General features: G+C 37.0%; 18 protein-coding genes, 1 tRNA gene and 1 other annotated feature. Of the genes, 1 reads left to right on the forward strand and 18 read right to left on the reverse strand.

The window, feature by feature from the left end; all coding sequences use genetic code 11:
* Positions 1–25: 25 nt before the first annotated feature.
* The 17 genes from D9842_RS13595 to D9842_RS13675 form a co-directional block, all read right to left on the reverse strand.
* Entirely contained in the window at positions 26–1,570 is a 1,545-nt protein-coding gene (locus tag D9842_RS13595; RefSeq protein ID WP_121663006.1) for a 2-isopropylmalate synthase, read from the reverse strand.
* Positions 1,557–2,588, reverse strand: a complete 1,032-nt coding sequence (gene ilvC, locus D9842_RS13600; RefSeq protein ID WP_121663007.1) for a ketol-acid reductoisomerase — start codon at positions 2,586–2,588, stop codon at positions 1,557–1,559. Before ilvC ends, D9842_RS13595 begins: the two co-directional genes overlap by 14 nt.
* 98 nt (positions 2,589–2,686) lie before the next feature.
* Positions 2,687–3,202 carry an acetolactate synthase small subunit gene (ilvN, locus tag D9842_RS13605; protein ID WP_098795893.1) on the reverse strand — a complete coding sequence of 172 codons (516 nt, stop codon included), beginning with the start codon at positions 3,200–3,202 and terminating at the stop codon, positions 2,687–2,689.
* Positions 3,199–4,920 carry an acetolactate synthase large subunit gene (ilvB, locus tag D9842_RS13610; RefSeq protein ID WP_098795892.1) on the reverse strand — a complete coding sequence of 574 codons (1,722 nt, stop codon included), beginning with the start codon at positions 4,918–4,920 and terminating at the stop codon, positions 3,199–3,201. The genes ilvN and ilvB overlap by 4 nt, the downstream gene beginning before the upstream one ends.
* Before the next feature lie 114 nt (positions 4,921–5,034).
* Positions 5,035–5,285: a binding site (T-box leader), on the reverse strand.
* 13 nt (positions 5,286–5,298) lie between these two features.
* Positions 5,299–6,204: a branched-chain-amino-acid transaminase gene (gene ilvE / locus D9842_RS13615; protein WP_121663008.1), complete on the reverse strand. Its 906-nt coding sequence runs from the start codon at positions 6,202–6,204 to the stop codon at positions 5,299–5,301.
* 500 nt (positions 6,205–6,704) lie between these two features.
* Positions 6,705–6,781 (reverse strand) — tRNA-Arg (locus D9842_RS13620).
* A 255-nt stretch (positions 6,782–7,036) separates the two neighbouring features.
* A complete protein-coding gene (locus D9842_RS13625; RefSeq protein ID WP_121663009.1) occupies positions 7,037–7,549 on the reverse strand; it encodes a metallophosphoesterase family protein in 513 nt (170 codons plus the stop codon).
* Positions 7,550–7,573: 24 nt separating this feature from the next.
* Positions 7,574–8,161 (reverse strand): XTP/dITP diphosphatase, encoded by a 588-nt coding sequence (locus D9842_RS13630; protein WP_121663010.1) that lies wholly within the window; start codon positions 8,159–8,161, stop codon positions 7,574–7,576.
* Complete coding sequence (rph, locus tag D9842_RS13635; RefSeq protein ID WP_121663011.1) at positions 8,158–8,925, reverse strand: ribonuclease PH; 768 nt, start codon at positions 8,923–8,925, stop codon at positions 8,158–8,160. The genes D9842_RS13630 and rph overlap by 4 nt, the downstream gene beginning before the upstream one ends.
* Before the next feature lie 350 nt (positions 8,926–9,275).
* Positions 9,276–10,349 (reverse strand): GerMN domain-containing protein, encoded by a 1,074-nt coding sequence (locus D9842_RS13640; RefSeq protein ID WP_121663012.1) that lies wholly within the window; start codon positions 10,347–10,349, stop codon positions 9,276–9,278.
* Positions 10,350–10,489: 140 nt separating this feature from the next.
* Positions 10,490–11,317, reverse strand: coding sequence for a glutamate racemase (gene racE / locus D9842_RS13645; protein ID WP_121663013.1), 828 nt, complete (start codon positions 11,315–11,317; stop codon positions 10,490–10,492).
* Positions 11,318–11,332: 15 nt separating this feature from the next.
* Positions 11,333–11,773, reverse strand: coding sequence for a MarR family winged helix-turn-helix transcriptional regulator (locus tag D9842_RS13650; RefSeq protein WP_232273900.1), 441 nt, complete (start codon positions 11,771–11,773; stop codon positions 11,333–11,335).
* Between the two features lie 180 nt (positions 11,774–11,953).
* Complete coding sequence (gene gerE / locus D9842_RS13655; protein WP_003184172.1) at positions 11,954–12,178, reverse strand: spore germination transcription factor GerE; 225 nt, start codon at positions 12,176–12,178, stop codon at positions 11,954–11,956.
* A gap of 135 nt (positions 12,179–12,313) precedes the next feature.
* Positions 12,314–12,781: an acyl-CoA thioesterase gene (locus tag D9842_RS13660; protein ID WP_121663014.1), complete on the reverse strand. Its 468-nt coding sequence runs from the start codon at positions 12,779–12,781 to the stop codon at positions 12,314–12,316.
* A gap of 68 nt (positions 12,782–12,849) precedes the next feature.
* A complete protein-coding gene (gene sdhB, locus D9842_RS13665) occupies positions 12,850–13,611 on the reverse strand; it encodes a succinate dehydrogenase iron-sulfur subunit (RefSeq protein ID WP_098795884.1) in 762 nt (253 codons plus the stop codon).
* Entirely contained in the window at positions 13,611–15,374 is a 1,764-nt protein-coding gene (sdhA, locus tag D9842_RS13670) for a succinate dehydrogenase flavoprotein subunit (protein WP_121663015.1), read from the reverse strand. The genes sdhB and sdhA overlap by 1 nt, the downstream gene beginning before the upstream one ends.
* Positions 15,375–15,406: 32 nt before the next feature.
* The gene (locus D9842_RS13675) at positions 15,407–16,015 is read right to left on the reverse strand and encodes a succinate dehydrogenase cytochrome b558 subunit (protein ID WP_098795882.1); all 609 of its coding nucleotides are present in this window, start codon (positions 16,013–16,015) and stop codon (positions 15,407–15,409) included.
* 478 nt (positions 16,016–16,493) lie between these two features.
* Here D9842_RS13675 and D9842_RS13680 point away from each other — a divergent pair, with 478 nt between their 5' ends.
* Entirely contained in the window at positions 16,494–16,925 is a 432-nt protein-coding gene (locus D9842_RS13680; RefSeq protein ID WP_098795934.1) for a YslB family protein, read from the forward strand.
* A 44-nt stretch (positions 16,926–16,969) separates the two neighbouring features.
* On the opposite strand, the gene D9842_RS13685 is transcribed toward D9842_RS13680, so the two are convergent.
* The gene (locus D9842_RS13685) at positions 16,970–18,199 is read right to left on the reverse strand and encodes an aspartate kinase (protein ID WP_098795881.1); all 1,230 of its coding nucleotides are present in this window, start codon (positions 18,197–18,199) and stop codon (positions 16,970–16,972) included.
* Positions 18,200–18,323 lie beyond the last annotated feature (124 nt).

Consider the following 18,323-nt stretch of genomic DNA (forward strand, 5'->3'; position numbering starts at 1 on the left):
GACTATCCCCCTTCTCTTTAAGGTTTTAATTTAGTAGACTTGCTTCTAATTGAGGAATTTCCGCTAGCAGAGAAATGCGATTAACAGCATTGATATAAGCTTTCGCCGATGCTTCTAAAACATCGTGTGCCATTCCTCTTCCACTAGCTTCAGATTCTCCAACTCTTATTTTTACATATACTTGAGCTAGCGCGTCTCTTCCACCACTATTAGATTGAATGCGGTAGTCAATTAGGGTAATAGACTGGCCGACACATCTTTCTAACGTGTTATAAATTGCTTCAACACTACCAGCTCCAGTAGCCGCTTCTTGAATTAACTCATTATCCTGGTTTAGAAGTGTAATGGTTGCCGTAGGAATTTGAGCTGTTCCATATTGAACCTGTAAAGATTTAAGTTCAAAGGCTGCTTCCTTGTTAGCCACTTTTTCTTCAATAAGCAGTGCTTTTAAATCATCATCAGTGATTTCTTTCTTCTTCTCAGTTAACTCTTTAAAAGCAACAAATAATTTACTTACTTCTTCATCTGAGATCTCAAAGCCTAGTTCCTGTAGTCTGTTTTTAAATGCATGACGACCTGAATGTTTCCCTAATACCATTGAATTAGTAGAAACACCTACCAGTTCTGGTGAGATAATCTCATAAGTTGTTTTTTCTTTAAGAACACCATCCTGGTGAATACCGGATTCGTGAGCAAATGCATTTCTCCCTACTACCGCTTTGTTTCCAGGAACAACCATACCGGTTAAGCTACTTATTAAATCACTCGTACGCTTTGTTTCCTTCAAATATAAACCTGTTTTTGCTTTATAGTAATCACTTCTTATATGAAGGGCAACAGCAACTTCTTCTAGTGCTGCATTTCCTGCTCTTTCCCCAATTCCATTTACTGTTCCTTCAATCTGACCAGCACCATGTTCTATAGCTGATAAGGAATTAGCAACTGCCATGCCTAAATCATCATGGCAGTGTGCTGATAGAATGACATTGTCAATCCCCTTAACGTTTTCACGAAGGTAAGTGAAAATTCCTCCGTATTCTTTTGGAGTAATATAACCAACCGTATCTGGAATGTTAATAACCTGTGCACCAGCTTCAATCACCTTTTCAACGATCTCAGCCAGGTACGGCAATTCAGTGCGGCAAGCGTCCTCTGCAGACCATTGAATAATCGGGAAAAATTGTGCAGCATATTGTACAGATTCAACAGCTGTTTGAATCACCTGCTCTTTTGTTTTCTTGAGCTTAAATTCTCTATGAATTGGAGAAGTAGCTAAGAAAACATGTAGTCTAGGTTCTTCAGCATATTTTAATGCTTCCCATGCTGCATCAATATCCCCTTTTACAGATCGAGCAAGGCCAGTTACTGAACTGTTCTTCACTGTTTTTGCAATTTCTTGAACTGCTAATAAATCACCTTTTGATGTAGCAGGAAAACCTGCCTCAATAACGTCCATTCCGAGTTTTTCTAGCTGTTTAGCAATCTCTAGTTTTTCTTTTACATTAAGATTTACACCAGGAGATTGTTCACCATCACGGAGCGTTGTATCAAATAGGTTAATTTTTCGCACTCACACTCACCGCTTCTTTCTGTTTTTGTTTAGATTTTACAAACGGCATCATTGCACGTAGCTTTTTACCAACAACTTCGATTTGATGTTCATTTTCATTATTATTAATAGCATTGAATTGTGGGCGATTTGCTTGGTTTTCTAAGATCCATTCTTTTGCAAATTTACCAGTTTGGATGTCTTTAAGAACTTCTTTCATTGCTTCTTTCGAACGACCATCAACTACACGTGGTCCTGAAACGAAGTCACCCCATTGAGCAGTATCAGAAATTGAATATCTCATACCAGCCATTCCATCTTCATACATTAAGTCTACGATTAATTTAAGCTCGTGTAAGCACTCAAAGTATGCAACTTCTGGTTGATATCCCGCTTCTACTAATGTTTCAAAACCAGCTTTTACTAGAGAAGTTAAACCTCCACATAAAACAGCTTGCTCACCGAATAAGTCAGTTTCTGTTTCTTCTTTGAATGTAGTTTCTAATACACCCGCACGAGCAGATCCAACACCTTTAGCATAAGCTAATGCTTTTTCTTTAGCTGAACCAGAAACATCTTGATAGATTGCGAATAATGCAGGAACACCAGCACCTTCTTCATAAGTTCTTCTTACTAAGTGACCAGGACCTTTTGGTGCAACTAAGAATACATCAACATCAGCAGGTGGTACGATTTGGCTGAAGTGTACGTTAAAACCGTGTGCAAATACTAAAGAATTTCCTGCTTCTAAACCTGGCTTAATTTCTTCTTCATATACTTTCGCTTGTTGCTCATCTGGAAGTAATACCATTACTAAGTCACCTAATTGTGCTGCTTCAGCAACTGATACTACGTGATGTCCATCTTCAACTGCTTTATTGAAAGAACCACCTTGACGAACACCTACTACTACGTCAACTCCGCTTTCTTTTAAGTTCAATGCATGTGCATGACCTTGTGAACCATATCCGATGATAGCTACCTTTTTCCCTTGTAATACTGCCTCGTTAATGTCTCCGTTATAATATACTGTTGTCATGTATAATCTCTCCTTCAAATGATTTTTTGAATAAATTTGATCTATTGCTATATATGAATCTTTTTAACCTGCACCTTGCAGGCAAGATTACAAACGATTTAAACAATTGAGATTGGAACTTCTTTTGTCGTACGTTGTGTACCACGAGTAAAAGCTGTAGTTCCAGTTCTAGCAATTTCTTTAATTCCATATGGTTTTAACAAATCAATCAACACTTCAATTTTCTCAGGCTCACCCGTTACTTGAACAACCACACTTTCACGGCTAACATCAATAACAGTTGCTCTGAATGGCTGAATTAACCCTTGAAGCTCCATTCTAGTCGCTGGAGTTGACATGACTTTTATTAAGGCAAGCTCCCTAGATACAATTGATTGAGATGTGATATCAACAACTTTCAAAACATCGATCTGTTTATTTAGTTGCTTTGTAATTTGTTCTACTTCTTTTTCTTCTTGAGCATTTACAACAACTGTCATACGGGAAACCCCTTCGGTTTCAGCATGACCAACCGTGATACTTTCAATGTTGTAATGCCTTTTTGTAAATAATCCAGTAATTCTATTTAAAACCCCTGTTTGGTTTAATACTGTTAATGAGAGGATTCTTTTCATAGCTTAACACCTACCATTTCATGCAAGCCTTTCCCAGGCGCAACCATTGGGTACACATTCTCATCTTTTGCAACATGAATATCAAGTAATACTGGTTCATCAGACAAGATGGCCTCTTTTAATTTTTCTTCCCATCCATCTTCCTGAACAATTCGTACACCGTTCATTCCATATGCCTCTGAAAGCTTTACAAAATCAGGCTGAGAAACGAATTTCGAATGAGAATATCTTTCTTCATAGAAAATTTCTTGCCACTGTCTTACCATTCCTAAAGCACCATTATTTAAGATTACAACTTTAATTGGTAAGTTTAACTCATGGATAACTGATAATTCTTGAAGAGTCATTTGGAATCCACCGTCACCAAGTACAGCAACAACTGTTGATTCTCGATCAGCAAGTTGTGCACCAATCGCTGAAGGTAAACCAAAGCCCATTGTTCCAAGACCACCAGATGTTACCCATTTGTTAGGATTTTGAAAATTATAATACTGCGCAGCCCACATTTGATGCTGACCAACATCTGTTGTGACAATAGCCTCTCCGTTCGTCCACTTGTGAATAAGTTCTAAAATTTTCTGTGGCTTAAGGTCAGAGTCACTATCTTTATACATAAGTGGATATTCTTCTTTATTAGAAGATAGTTGTTCATTCCACTCATTGTTATCACCTTGTTTACCATCCTGCTTAATTAATTGTTCTAGAACTAGCTTTGCATCTCCTACAATTGGAATTTGAGTAGGCACATTTTTCCCAATTTCAGCAGGATCAATATCAATATGAGCTACCGTTGCATGTTTTGCAAAATGCTCTAAATTTCCTGTTACACGGTCATCAAATCTTGCTCCTACACTGATTAATAAGTCACAGTCATAAATCGCCATATTTGCAGTGTAAGTGCCATGCATTCCTGCCATCCCTAAAAACAATGGATGATCAGCAGGGAAACCTCCTAATCCTAGTAACGTATTAGCAACTGGGATTTGTTGTTGTTCAGCATATTTTTTTAACTCTTCAGATCCTTTAGCATGCAGAACACCTGCACCAGCTAAAATAACCGGTTTTTTTGCTCTACTAACTGCTTCTACTAATTTGCGAATCTGTAAATAATTAGGTTCACTTGTAGGCTGGTATCCTGGTAGATCTACAGGCATATCATAGCTAAATTCACCTTCTACAATTGCAATATCCTTAGGAATATCAATTAATACCGGGCCTGGTCTACCTGTTGTTGCAATATGAAATGCTTCTTTAATAATTCTTGGAAGTTCGCTTACTTCACGAACTTGGTAATTATGCTTTGTAATCGGTGTTGTGATTCCTAGTATATCCGCTTCTTGGAAGGCATCTGATCCAATAACTGATGATGCAACTTGACCTGTAAAAACAACTAATGGTAATGAGTCAATCATAGCGTCAGCTAAACCAGTTACTAAGTTCGTAGCACCAGGACCAGATGTCGCAATGACAACTCCAGGCTTACCAGAAACACGCGCATACCCTTCTGCTGCATGTATTCCACCTTGTTCATGACGAGTTAAAACATGGAATAAACCCGAATCATATAGACTATCATATATCGGTAAAACTGCCCCGCCAGGATAACCAAAAATAACTTCAACTTTCTCCTGCTTTAAAGCTTCAATAAGCATTTGAGACCCCGACATTGTGTTTGTACATTTGGCAGTTGAGTTGTTCAACTGTACATTTGTACTCATGTTCTTTCCTCCCTTATCTGGCCTTCAGCCATGTTTTTTTTAAGAAAATTCCCTAAATTCAGCATATAAAAAACCTTCCCACCCCTCATAAGACTCCACAATTCTTTTGTGTGCCAAAGGGGCAAAAAGGTTAATAAACTTTTCGCGGTACCACCCTTCTTCATGGTCAAAAATCAACCACCTTACGAACAGCATTCTGTTCACTTTGATAACGAGTACCGAAGAATGGGACTCGGTTAACCCTACTAAATTTCAGATTAACACTCAGAGGCGAGTTCATTTTTGGAAATATCACCGGCTTCCAGCTACCCCGGTTCTCTGTAGATACCTTACCAAAAACTACTTTTCCTCTTCACCGTTTTTACTATATGCATTTGTTTAGCTAACATGAAGACTTTGTGGGATATTTTCCACTTTTACGCCTTCTTCAACTACTTTCCTTCTAAAAGCTTCCAAAAGTTTTTTTGTTTCTTCACCAGGGACGCCTTCACCAATCGTACGTCCATCAACCTTTACGACGGCAATGACTTCTGCAGCCGTGCCAGTTAAGAAAACTTCATCAGCTGTATAAACATCATGTCGTGTAAATGGTTCCTCTCGAACTTCATAGCCTAATTCATTAGCTATATCAATGATGGCATTTCTTGTTATGCCCTCAAGAGCTCCAATATATCCAGGGGGAGTTAATAATTTCCCATTTTTTAAGATAAAGACATTATCAGCTGAACCTTCTGCTACATAGCCCTGATCATTTAACATCAACGCCTCACTAACATTGGCCAGATGTGCTTCAATCTTTACCAAAACATTGTTTAAATAATTAAGAGATTTGACTTTTGGACTTAATACATCAGGTCTGTTTCTTCTTGTGGCAACCGTTACAATATCAATTCCTGTTTCATATAAGTGTTTAGGAAAGATAGATAGCGGCTCAACAATAATGACCGTATTAGCCCGTTTACAGTTATAAGGATCAAGTCCTAAGTCACCAGTTCCTCTTGAGACTACTAATCGAATGTACGCATCGCTCAAACCGTTCTTACTAACAGTCTCAACGACTAATTCAGTTAGTTCCTCTTGAGAATAAGGAATTGTGAGCATAATAGACTTTGCTGATTGGTATAATCGATCCATATGTTCTTTCATTCGAAAGATATTTCCACTGTAAACTCGTATTCCTTCAAAAACTCCATCACCATATAAAAATCCGTGATCATAAACTGATATTTTTGCATCTTCTTTCTTTACAAAATCATCATTAAGAAAGATCCACTGGTCACCCATAAGAGCACGCCTTTCTTTTAAAAAGTCCAAAAATTAGATCACTGAACATTATGTTTGTAAAGGAAAAATGATAAATAAATTCGAATTTTCTATACTTTTTCAAATGTTCGTGTAACTTTTATTTGAACTTATATTACGCTCAATAAATCCAAGTGTCAACAGTGTTTCTTGAATTATTTGATAATTTAGATTACTTAAATAATTTGTATACGCTTACATTGTTGGTATAAGTGGAAAGGCTATTTTAAAAAAATTTAAAACTTTTTTTAAAATCCGCAAATGTGGAGTTGGAATAAAGGAAATAATTGCATGCTTTTTTGGGGGTGTTTTGAATGAGTATCTCTGTTTTACTTCTAATCAAATATTACAATGGATCCTAATTGAAGAAAACAAACACGTTAGCTAATCTTACAAACTTTTTTTAATGAGTAGAAATAGGATCACAAAACATTAAAAAACCTTCCATTATCTAATTAATGAAAGGTTGTATGTATTAGTTATGGCGTCCCAGGAGAGATTCGAACTCCCGACCGACGGCTTAGAAGGCCGTTGCTCTATCCTGCTGAGCTACTGGGACATAGATATAAAATAGTGTAAAGTTTACTTGTTCTAAAGTCGTAATGTCGTCCCGATTTCAGAAAGTTTATTCAAGGAGCGGTCAATCGGTACGCTGTAGCATATTCATTGGAGGATAATCAATCGTGCTCTATCCTGCTGAGCTACTGGGCCGATTAATCATCAGCGACATATATTATTATATTTCCCGACACAACAAATGTCAACATAAAAAATAACTTTTTTTAGATAGAGGGAGTTAACCTCCCTCAAACATTTATTTAAGTGTAAAGCTCTTAGAGAGTTCCGGAAATTCCTGGCCATTTACTTCATAAAACGTTACATTTGCTATGCTATTTTCAAGCTCTAGTATAGCATACGTTTTTTGTTTTCGCATCACAGGAAGTCTTATGCTGCCAGGATTAATTAATAATACATCATCAATCATTTCTGCGTTTGCTATATGAGAATGTCCATAGCATGCGATTTTTGCGCTAGTCTCCATTGCCCTATACTTTAAGCTCATAAGTGTCATTTTAACATTATACAGGTGACCGTGTGTCATATACAGAGTAATGCCACTAAGATCCTCAATGATTTCATTCGGAAGATCTGACCCAAAATCACAATTCCCTTTTACACCTTTAAAAGAAATTAATTCCTTGCTATTAGATGATAGTTCAGAATCACCACAATGAAGCATCATATCTACTTCATCTTTATGTCTATTCTGTATTTCTAAAAGTTCCGTAGTCAATCCGTGACTATCACTTAAAATAAGTACCTTCATTTTTTCATTCGCCTCGATTATTGTTCATTTCATAAGTCCTTGAATCTTTTGTAAAGCTTCTGCACGATGACTGATTTGGTTTTTTTCTTCTTTTGACAACTCCGCCATTGTTTTTGTAGTATTTTTCACCGTAAAAATCGGGTCATAGCCAAATCCGCCATCACCACTTGGCTCTTTCGCAATGTAGCCTTCACATTCCCCAACAACAGTTTGTGTTTTCTGTCCAGGTATAGACACTGCTAAAGCACAAATAAACCTAGCTGTGCGTTCTTCCTCGCTTTGAACACTTTTTAATTTTTCAAGCACCTTGATCATATTCGCTTTATCATCTTTTTCAGGACCTGCATATCTCGCAGAATAAACACCTGGCTCTCCGTTCAAATAATCGACCGCTAATCCTGAATCATCTGCAATTGTTAATATATTATAGTGTTCTGATACAGCCTCAGCCTTAAGAATTGCATTTTCTTCAAAGGTTTTACCGGTTTCTTCAACATCAACTGAATTTGGAAAATCTAAAAGAGACTGAACTTGATAACCTAGCGGGGCTAATATTGCTTCAAATTCTCTAACTTTTCCTTTATTTTTTGTGGCAATAATGATTTGTTTCAATTTTCTGCACCCTGTTTCTTTACATTTTCTTCAACTATGAGTGAAACATCTCCGAGTACTGCTTTTTGCTCTTCAATAAGCGCTTTAATTCCTATCTCAGCTAAATCAAGCATACTATTTAATTCATGTCTGGTAAATGTTGCTTCTTCTCCAGTACCTTGTACCTCAACCAAATGACCACTTGATGTCATAATAACGTTCATGTCAACTAACGCACTTGAATCCTCTTTGTAGTCCAAGTCTAAAATTTCTCCATACTCTGAATCTATTCCAACAGATATAGCTGCTAGAAAATCTGTAATCGGTAATGTTTTTAGTTTGCCATTATTCATTAATTTTTCTAAAGCAATAACCATTGCTACAAATGCCCCAGTAATGGAAGCAGTTCGTGTACCACCATCTGCTTGAATAACATCACAGTCAACCCAGATTGTTCTTTCTCCAAGCTCATTTAGATTAACAACAGCACGTAACGCCCTTCCTATTAGGCGTTGAATTTCCATTGTTCGTCCAGTAATTTTTCCTTTAGAAGATTCTCTGATTGTTCGCTGCTCTGTTGCTCTAGGGAGCATTGAATACTCTGCAGTAATCCATCCTTTACCTTCTCCCCTCATAAAGGGTGGTACTCGATCTTCTATACTTGCATTACAAATTACCTTTGTGTCACCAACAGTTATTAAGACAGAACCTTCCGGGTGAATGATAAAATCCTTAACTATTTCTACTTTTCTTATCTGATTTCTTTCTCGGCCGTCATGTCTCAATTTTTTCCCTCCAATGAAAAGCTGCTTATTAAAATTGTAAGTCTGTTTTCTAATACTTTGTTGTCTTAATTCAGTCGAGCGTGCCAACACCGACGTTCCATTGCATTCCAGACACTTGCTTTCCGCGGGGAGGAAGCCAAGCCTCCTCGGCTTTGCCTGCGGGGTCTTGGCCTTTCCTCTACCTCCCGCAGGAGTCAAGTGTCTTCCGCTCCATTTCACTTTAGTTTAAAAAATTATATTCAAAAGCAACGATGTATCCAAAAAAACAGGCTATGTAAACAAGAAATAAGAGGTAGCTTAAATAAGCATACCTCTCTTTACCCATTATATAGTATATCAAAAACCTGATATTAAAAACTACCTGTATTCACTTTAGTTGGTCTTGTTACAGGCTCTGTTAACTTTTCTCCATTTTCATTGATTAGCTCTGATTTTCCATTAACTGTAACAGCCACACTTTCAATACCATCTTGCTCTGTTAATGTTAAAACCAATGCTTCAAGTACTTGAGAAGAAATAATTTTTTGTTCTTCATCAAGGCTTCCATAAATGGATTCATTGAAATCAAGTGTTACTTTACCATTTTCGTACTTAGGAGCACTTAGAAGTTCAACACCTTCTTGGAAATCACTCATTAAACCTGTGGATGCAGACGGTCCTTCTGCAAGCTCATTTACTGCTGCAACAATTGGATCTTTTTCTTCATTGCTAATTCGCTTTGTAACAGGAACATAATATTGACTACCATCTGACTCTGCTAAATAATAAACAGTTAATGGGTGGCTGTCTGTAATATCAACTACATCACTTGAATCATGGTTAATACCATCTTCTCTGCTAACACCATCCTGTATTGGAGTACCGTTTACAGGCATCTCTTTCTGTTCATGACCGTTTACCCAAATCTTCACATTCTTAACTGAATCAAATTGCGTTAATGTCCACGTAATGGATTGAAGAATTTTAGCTTCATCTTCTTTTTTATAATTATTAAATTCCTTTGAAAAATCGGCAATGGCAGTACCATCTTCTGTTATATTTACTCCCAATACTTGTGTATCCTGTGGAAGTACAGCTCTAAATCCATTCGGTAGCATATTTGAGACAGGACCACCTTCAACTAAATACTCTAATGATTGTTTTGCAACACTGTCAGTTTTAGGTAGATTCATAGCATACGGAACAACAAATCCACTTTTGTCTATTAAGTAGAGCTGACTTGTTACTGATTCCTCTGCTTGATCACTCTTTACATCTTCCACACCATTTTCGGTTTCTACCTGTGCACCATCTTCCATAATATTCACATCTTGTGGTGGATCAATTTCTTTAGTAGCTTCTTCTGCATTGAACAAACCACAACCAGAAAGTAGCAATGATGATGCAATAACCGTGACTGCAATCTGTTTGTTGTATTTAGACATTAAAATCCCTCCAAAGGCAGTTTGTACTAATATGTATACGAGCTATTTCTCATTTTAGACCATTTTTTGTACAAACTTTTCAGAATGAGGATTTTGAGAGATAAATAGATATAATAAAAACACAGTGCATCACTGTGTTTTTATAATGTACGATGTTTCTGATTCATCTGATTTAATGTAATTGATTCTACATGTTTAACAGGTTGCTCGAACCATTTTGATGCAATTTTTTCGAACAACTGCTTTGGACCTGTTGTTAAAAAACGGTGATTCTTTTTACCTGAAAATAAATTGAGAGTTTTATTGAATGATAATATTGTACTAACCTCTCGGGCGGTTTCATCTCCAGAACAGATTATTTTCACGGCTTGTCCCATATACTCTTCAATTTGCGATTGCAAAATGGGATAATGTGTACACCCTAAAATTAACGTATCGATTTCACTACCCTTAAAAGCTGAAAGAGAATCATTAACAATTTTTTGAGCCTCTTCCCCTTCAAATTCTCCACTTTCTACTAACGGAACAAATTTAGGGCAAGCAAGACTCTCAACAATTAGCTGATTATTTAATGTTTTTAATGCTGTTTCATATGCAGCACTTTGAATGGTATTAATTGTACCGATAACCCCGATATGATCATTTTTTGTTACTTTTACAGCTGTTCTTGCCCCTGGAAAAATAACACCTATTACGGGAATATCCACGTTTTCTTGAATTTCCTCTAGAGCAATGGCTGTTGCTGTATTACAAGCAATAACCAGCATTTTTATATGGTGGTTTTCTAACAGATAATTTGTCATTTCCCAGGTAAACCTGCGTACTTCTTCAGCCGGTCTTGGTCCGTATGGACAACGTGCTGTATCACCTAAATAGATGATTTCTTCTTTTGGTAATTGTCTCATGATTTCTTTTGCGACAGTTAACCCACCTACGCCAGAATCAATGACACCGATTGGTCTTTTCAAATCATCGCCTCATTCTTAACTCATTTCTTGTTGTAGTTTTATTAACGATTTTTCAAGTATTACTAATTCTTCTTCTTCAAAGTTAACCAGCATATCTCTTAAATAATTTTGTCTTTTTTGAATAACTTCCTCAATAATCCGCTCGCCCTCTGCTAATAAGTGTATTCTTACAATTCTTCTGTCATGAGTATCTTTTACTCTGATAACCAATTGGTTCTTTTCCATACGATCCACTAAATCGGTTGTCGTACTACATGCTAAAAACATTTTATTAGAAAGCTCTCCAATTGTTAAGTCACCATTTTCCCATAACCATTGTAAGGCAACAAACTGAGGTGGTGTTATATGATAGTCATTTAAAATTTCCCGACCTTTTTGTTTAATAATTCCTGATATATGACGAAGTGCCTTTTCAAGATCAGATACAGTTTGTGTTTTATCAATTCCTTGATTTATGCTCAACTTTAACCCTCTCTAAACCATTATAATGTTATCTTTTTATATCAATGTTATTTTCCCTGTTTTTTTAATAAATTGCAAGTTACATATTTTTCAACAAATTCTATATATAAATTTTAAATCATTCTGTATAAAGTAATAACCGGCTCCCTTTATGAAAAGGATAGCCGGTATTGGTTAGAGCTCGAGTTCACCCATTCGAAGGAGCTCAACAACCGCTTGAGAGCGTCCCTTAACACCAAGCTTTTGCATCGCATTTGAGATATGATTTCGAACCGTTTTTTCACTTATAAAGAGCTCACTAGCAATCTCTTTCGTCGTTTTATCTTGAACTAACAATTCGAATACTTCTCTCTCTCTTTTCGTGAGTAGTGGCTTTGATTGAAACTCTTTCTCTTTCAAGTATTGTAACCCTCCTTGCTAAGGTGAGAGCTGATCTAACGGATGGGTATATATTTAGTCAACATATACTATGTGTAACCGAGGGGGACTGTGACAGATTCAGAACGGAAAAGATGTTTAACTGCGTCCATTTTATTAATTCTTTATTGTTTCATATGCTGTTAAACATTTTTTATCTTCTTCAGACCATGGAACACTCTTTCCTGTTCGTTGTGAGATCTGTACAATTGTTCCTCGGCCTACAAAAATACTCTCCCTATGATCGTTTACTCCTAAGTAATGCAAATCAACCGAAGATGTGCCTATACGGTTTATCTTGACAAAAAGATTTATCTTGTCATCAAAGTAAGCTTGATGTAAAAAATCACATTGCAAATCTGCAACAACAGGAATACTTTCGCCATTTGCTTGTAACCATTTCTGCATCATCCCAGTTTTTTTGAAGAATTCTATCCTTCCTTCTTCAAAGTATGTAAAAGGAGCCGTATTGTTCATATGTCCAAACATATCTGTTTCAGAAAATCGAATTTTTATTGGATGTGAAAAGCTAAAGCTCTCTTTATAAGCTGAATCAAAGCTTTCTATATACGGTATTTTCTTCATCATTCTCTTCCTTTCATTTGTCTATAAATAAAAAAGGAACTGACATGAAAGTCAGTCCCTTTTTACTGTTATCCTTGGTCACTACCAAAGAAATTACGGAATGATTGAAATGCTGTATCACGATTTAATGCCGCAATCGATGTTGTTAAAGGAATACCCTTTGGACAAGATTGCACACAGTTTTGTGAGTTACCACAGTTTGCTAATCCACCGTCTCCCATAATCGCTTCAAGACGCTCAGACTTATTCATTTCACCAGTAGGATGAGCATTGAATAAACGAACTTGTGATAGTGGAGCAGGACCAATGAAGTTTGATTTACTATTCACGTTAGGGCAAGCTTCTAAGCATACTCCACAAGTCATACATTTTGATAGCTCATAAGCCCATTGACGCTTTTTCTCTGGCATACGTGGTCCAGGACCTAAATCGTAAGTTCCATCAATCGGAATCCAAGCCTTAACTTTTTTAAGTGAGTCAAACATACGTTTACGATCAACCTGTAAATCGCGAACAACCGGGAACGTACGCATTGGTTCAAGTCTAATCGGTTGTTCAAGCTGATCAACTAGAGCTGTACAAGATTGTCGAGGCTTTCCATTGATCACCATTGAACACGCACCACATACTTCTTCTAAACAGTTCATATCCCAGTTAATTGGCGTTGTTTGTTTCCCCTCAACATTTACTGGATTACGTCGAATTTCCATTAACGCCGATATAACATTCATATTCGGGCGATAAGGTATTTCGAACTTTTCCTGATAAGGGGCTGCTTCTGGTGATTCTTGTCGGGTAATAATAAACTGAACTACTCTATTTTCACTCATTAGTTATCCCCCTTTTTACTTTTAGAATAATCACGTTTACGTGGTTTAATTAATGATACATCCACATCTTCATAGTGGAATTTAGGGGCAGTACGGTCACCTGCATATGTTGCCATCGTTGTTTTTAAGAATTCCTCGTCATTTCGATCTGGGAATTCAGGTTTATAATGTGCTCCACGACTTTCATTACGGTTGTAAGCACCTAATGTTACAACACGTGATAACTGAAGCATATTCTTTAACTGACGTGTAAACGCAGCACCTTGGTTACTCCATTTAGCAGTATCATTAATATTGATGTTATCAAAACGTTCAATAAGTTCCTGAATCTTCTCATCTGTTTTTAGAAGCTTATCATTATGTCTTACAACGGTAACGTTATCTGTCATCCATTCTCCTAATTCCTTATGAAGAACATAAGCATTTTCAGTACCATCTAAGCTCATGATATTATTCCATTTATCTTCTTCCTGTTTTACATGACTCTCAAACACACTAGAAGAAAGATCTTCAGCACTCTTCTCAAGTCCATTAATGTACTTAACAGCATTAGGACCCGCTACCATACCACCATAGATTGCAGAAAGTAATGAGTTTGCACCAAGACGGTTTGCACCGTGCATAGAGTAATCACACTCACCTGCTGCAAATAAACCTGGGATATTCGTCATTTGGTCATAATCAACCCATAATCCACCCATTGAATAATGAACTGCAGGGAAGATTTTCATTGGAACTTTACGTGGATCATCACCCATGAATTTTTCATAGATTTCAATAATACCACCTAGTTTAATATCAAGTTCTTTTGGATCTTTGTGTGATAAATCAAGGTAAACCATGTTTTCACCATTGATTCCAAGCTTTTGCTCTACGCAAACATCAAAGATTTCACGTGTTGCAATATCACGAGGTACAAGGTTTCCATAAGCTGGATACTTTTCTTCAAGGAAGTACCAAGGTTTCCCATCTTTATATGTCCAAACTCGTCCACCTTCCCCACGAGCAGATTCACTCATTAGGCGAAGTTTATCATCTCCTGGAATTGCGGTCGGGTGAATTTGAATAAATTCTCCATTTGCATAATGAACACCTTGCTGATAAACAATCGATGCTGCAGATCCAGTGTTGATAACCGAGTTAGTTGATTTCCCGAAAATAATTCCTGGGCCACCAGTTGCCATAATCACAGCATCTGCCCGGAACGATTCAATTTGCATAGATGTTAAGTTTTGTGCAGTAACCCCACGACAAACTCGATCATCATCAATAACCGCACCCAAGAATTCCCATCCTTCATATTTCGTTACAAGACCCGCTACCTCATGACGTCTTACTTGCTCATCTAAAGCATATAGTAACTGTTGACCAGTCGTTGCTCCAGCAAAAGCTGTACGGTGGTGTTGTGTACCACCAAAACGTCTGAAATCTAGTAATCCTTCTGGAGTACGGTTGAACATTACACCCATTCGGTCTAATAAGTGTATAATTCCAGGTGCTGCTTCAGCCATTGCTTTAACAGGTGGTTGATTTGCTAAGAAATCCCCACCATAAACAGTGTCATCAAAATGCTCCCAAGGTGAATCACCTTCACCTTTTGTATTTACAGCCCCGTTAATCCCACCCTGTGCACACACTGAGTGCGATCTTTTAACAGGTACTAATGAAAATAAATCTACTTGAACGCCGGCTTCAGCAGCTTTTATAGTAGCCATTAAACCAGCTAAACCGCCTCCGACAACGATAATTTTACTTTTACTCATTAAGCCCACTCCCTTTAATAGCTATTGCTGGATTAGACGAATGCAAAGATTGCTCGAACACCCACGTATGATAACGCTAAGAAGATACCGAGCGTGACATAAGTAGAGATTACTTGTGAGCGAGGAGTAACTGTGATTCCCCAACTAACTCCAAATGACCATAAACCATTAGCAAAATGGAACACGGTTGAAATAACACCAATTAAGTAGAATACAAGCATAAAAGGACTACTTAAGATAGAAGCCATCATGTCATAGTTTACTTCTGCTCCAAGCGCAGCAGCAATTCTCGTTTCCCATACATGCCAAGCGATAAAAATAAAGGTAATAATTCCTGTTACACGCTGTAGCATGAATAACCAATTTCGAAGATAACCATAGTTACTTACATTGTTTTTTGCTGTAAATGCAATATAAACTCCGTAAATCGCATGGTATAAAAGTGGAAGGAAAATAATTACAATCTCAAGCACATACCTAAATGGCAACATTTCCATAAAGTGTGCTGCATTGTTAAATGCTTCTGCACCTCTTGTGGCAAAATGGTTGACGATTAGATGCTGAATCAAAAAGATCCCTACCGGAATTACTCCAAGTAATGAGTGCAGTCTACGATTAATAAACTCTCGGTTTCCAGCCATAAAACTTACCCCCTAGTATCAATAATGCGCTCACTTTTTTAAAACTAATTTGTTTCCTAATAAAGTTTACCAAATGTAATAGTGGTCTACATTACAGTCAGTAAAATTTACGAATATAAACTAGCAGTCTAGTAATCTTTCATGCTAGTTTAAAAGTAGGTAAATGCAACAAGTACATTTTACTCCCTTAAAGAAAGAGCGTCAAGAAAACGTGTTCATAAATTATAATTTTTCGACAAATACTAATTACATGTAATTTTATTTTATCAGTATACCTTATTTTAAAACAACCTACTTTAGCATCCTATTCTGGAAATTTCAGACTCATTACTAGTTCTAACTTACGTCGTTCATAATTTTCCTTAATATTTCATGTTTTTCACCTTGGATGTTGATATATAATATGAAATAGAAAGAGGGGAATACCGTGAACAAACAATCCGCAAGACTTGATAAGGACAAATTAGAAAATATCCAAATGCCTGCATTCGGACTGGAACTACTCAGGGAAGTTTTAATCCCTGATATTCTCGGCCAAGACTACCAGCAAATGCTCTATTGGGCAGGTAAAGGGTTAGCACGAAAATATCCTGTATCCTCAATTGAAGAACTCTCTGATTTTTTTCAAGCAGCAGGATGGGGACAGCTTACTTTGCTACATAATAAAAAAAATGAAATGGAATTTGAGCTGAGTGGAGAACTAATTTCCATTCGTTTTTCTAAAAGTAATGAATATACGTTTCAGTTAGAAGCAGGATTTATAGCTGAACAACTTCAGATGATGAACAAGCATATAACTGAGACATATGAGCAACTAAAGAAGCGCGCAAACAAAGTTGTGTTTACTGTAAAGTGGGATAGCAAAGACATTCTTGATGATGCACCGTTAGGTAAAAGAAGCCAAAGATGATTAATAATAGAATAAGAGGGGCAATCTCCCCTCTTTATTCTGAATTACACGGTTGCAGCAGGTTTTGAGAGCTCAAACGCATTGTGCAACGTATCAACAGCAGATACCATATGCGCTTGAGAAATAACCGTTGAAACTTTAATTTCAGATGTACTAACCATCTTCACTTCTATACCTTGTTTTGCTAATACATCAAACATCTCTGCAGCTACACCAGGGTTTGAAACCATTCCTGAACCTACAATAGAGACTTTTGCCAATCCGGATTCAGATTCAACGCGTTCATAACCTAACTCTTCTTTATACTGCTCCAATACACGAATAGTATCTTCAAGATCATTTGTTTTAACTGAAAAAGAAATAGAAGTTTTGTTATCAGTTGTTGTATTCTGAATAATAATGTCCACATTTAGCCCATTTTTCGCTAATGTTGAAAAAATAGTTGATAATGTTGTTAATTCATTAGGCAACCCTAACACTGATACTCTTGTTACTTGATCTTCAAATGCAATTCCTCTAACAATTAAGTTTTGTTCCATTTCCGCTTCCTCCTCAATAATTGTGCCCCGCTCATTTTCCATACTAGAACGAACCTCTAATGGGATGTTATAATTTTTCGCAAACTCTACTGCTCTTGGATGCAAAACACCAGCTCCTAAATTTGCTAATTCTAACATTTCATCGTATGATATCGATTCTAGTTTTCTTGCTTCCTTTACAAATCGAGGGTCTGTTGTAAAGACTCCAGTAACGTCAGTGTAAATGTCACACTTGTCTGCTTTCAGTGCTGCAGCTAAGGCTACTGCTGTCGTATCAGATCCACCTCTACCTAATGTAGTAATCTGACCTTCTACCGCTACCCCTTGGAATCCGGCAACAACGACAACTTTTCCCTTCTCTAGCTCTTTATTAATTTTTTGAGGATATATATTCGTAATTCTTGCATTTCCATGTGTTGACTCCGTTTCAATCCCTGCCTGCCAGCCAGTAAATGAAATGGCATCATACCCTTTTTCTATTAGGGCCATTGATAGAAGGGAAATGGTTATTTGCTCACCAGTTGTAAGAAGCATATCCATTTCACGCTTGCTCGGCTTAGAAGTGAGTTGCCCTGCTAAATCAACAAGCTGATCAGTCGATTTTCCCATTGCAGAAACAACAACAACCACATCGTTACCTGCATCTTTTTCTTGTATAACACGATTCGCAACATTTTGAATTCTTTCTACTGAACCCACTGACGTTCCGCCGAATTTTTGAACAATAATACCCAATGATATCTCACCTTCCATATTTGTTTTTCAATGATCGATCATTTGTTAGTAGATAAGAAATCACATTGCAGAACAACAAAAAAGCAATGGGCACATAAAATCCCATTGCTAACTAAACGAAAAT

Origin of the sequence: Metabacillus litoralis (genome assembly GCF_003667825.1) — a bacterium.
Classification (GTDB): Bacteria; Bacillota; Bacilli; order Bacillales; family Bacillaceae; genus Metabacillus; species Metabacillus litoralis_B.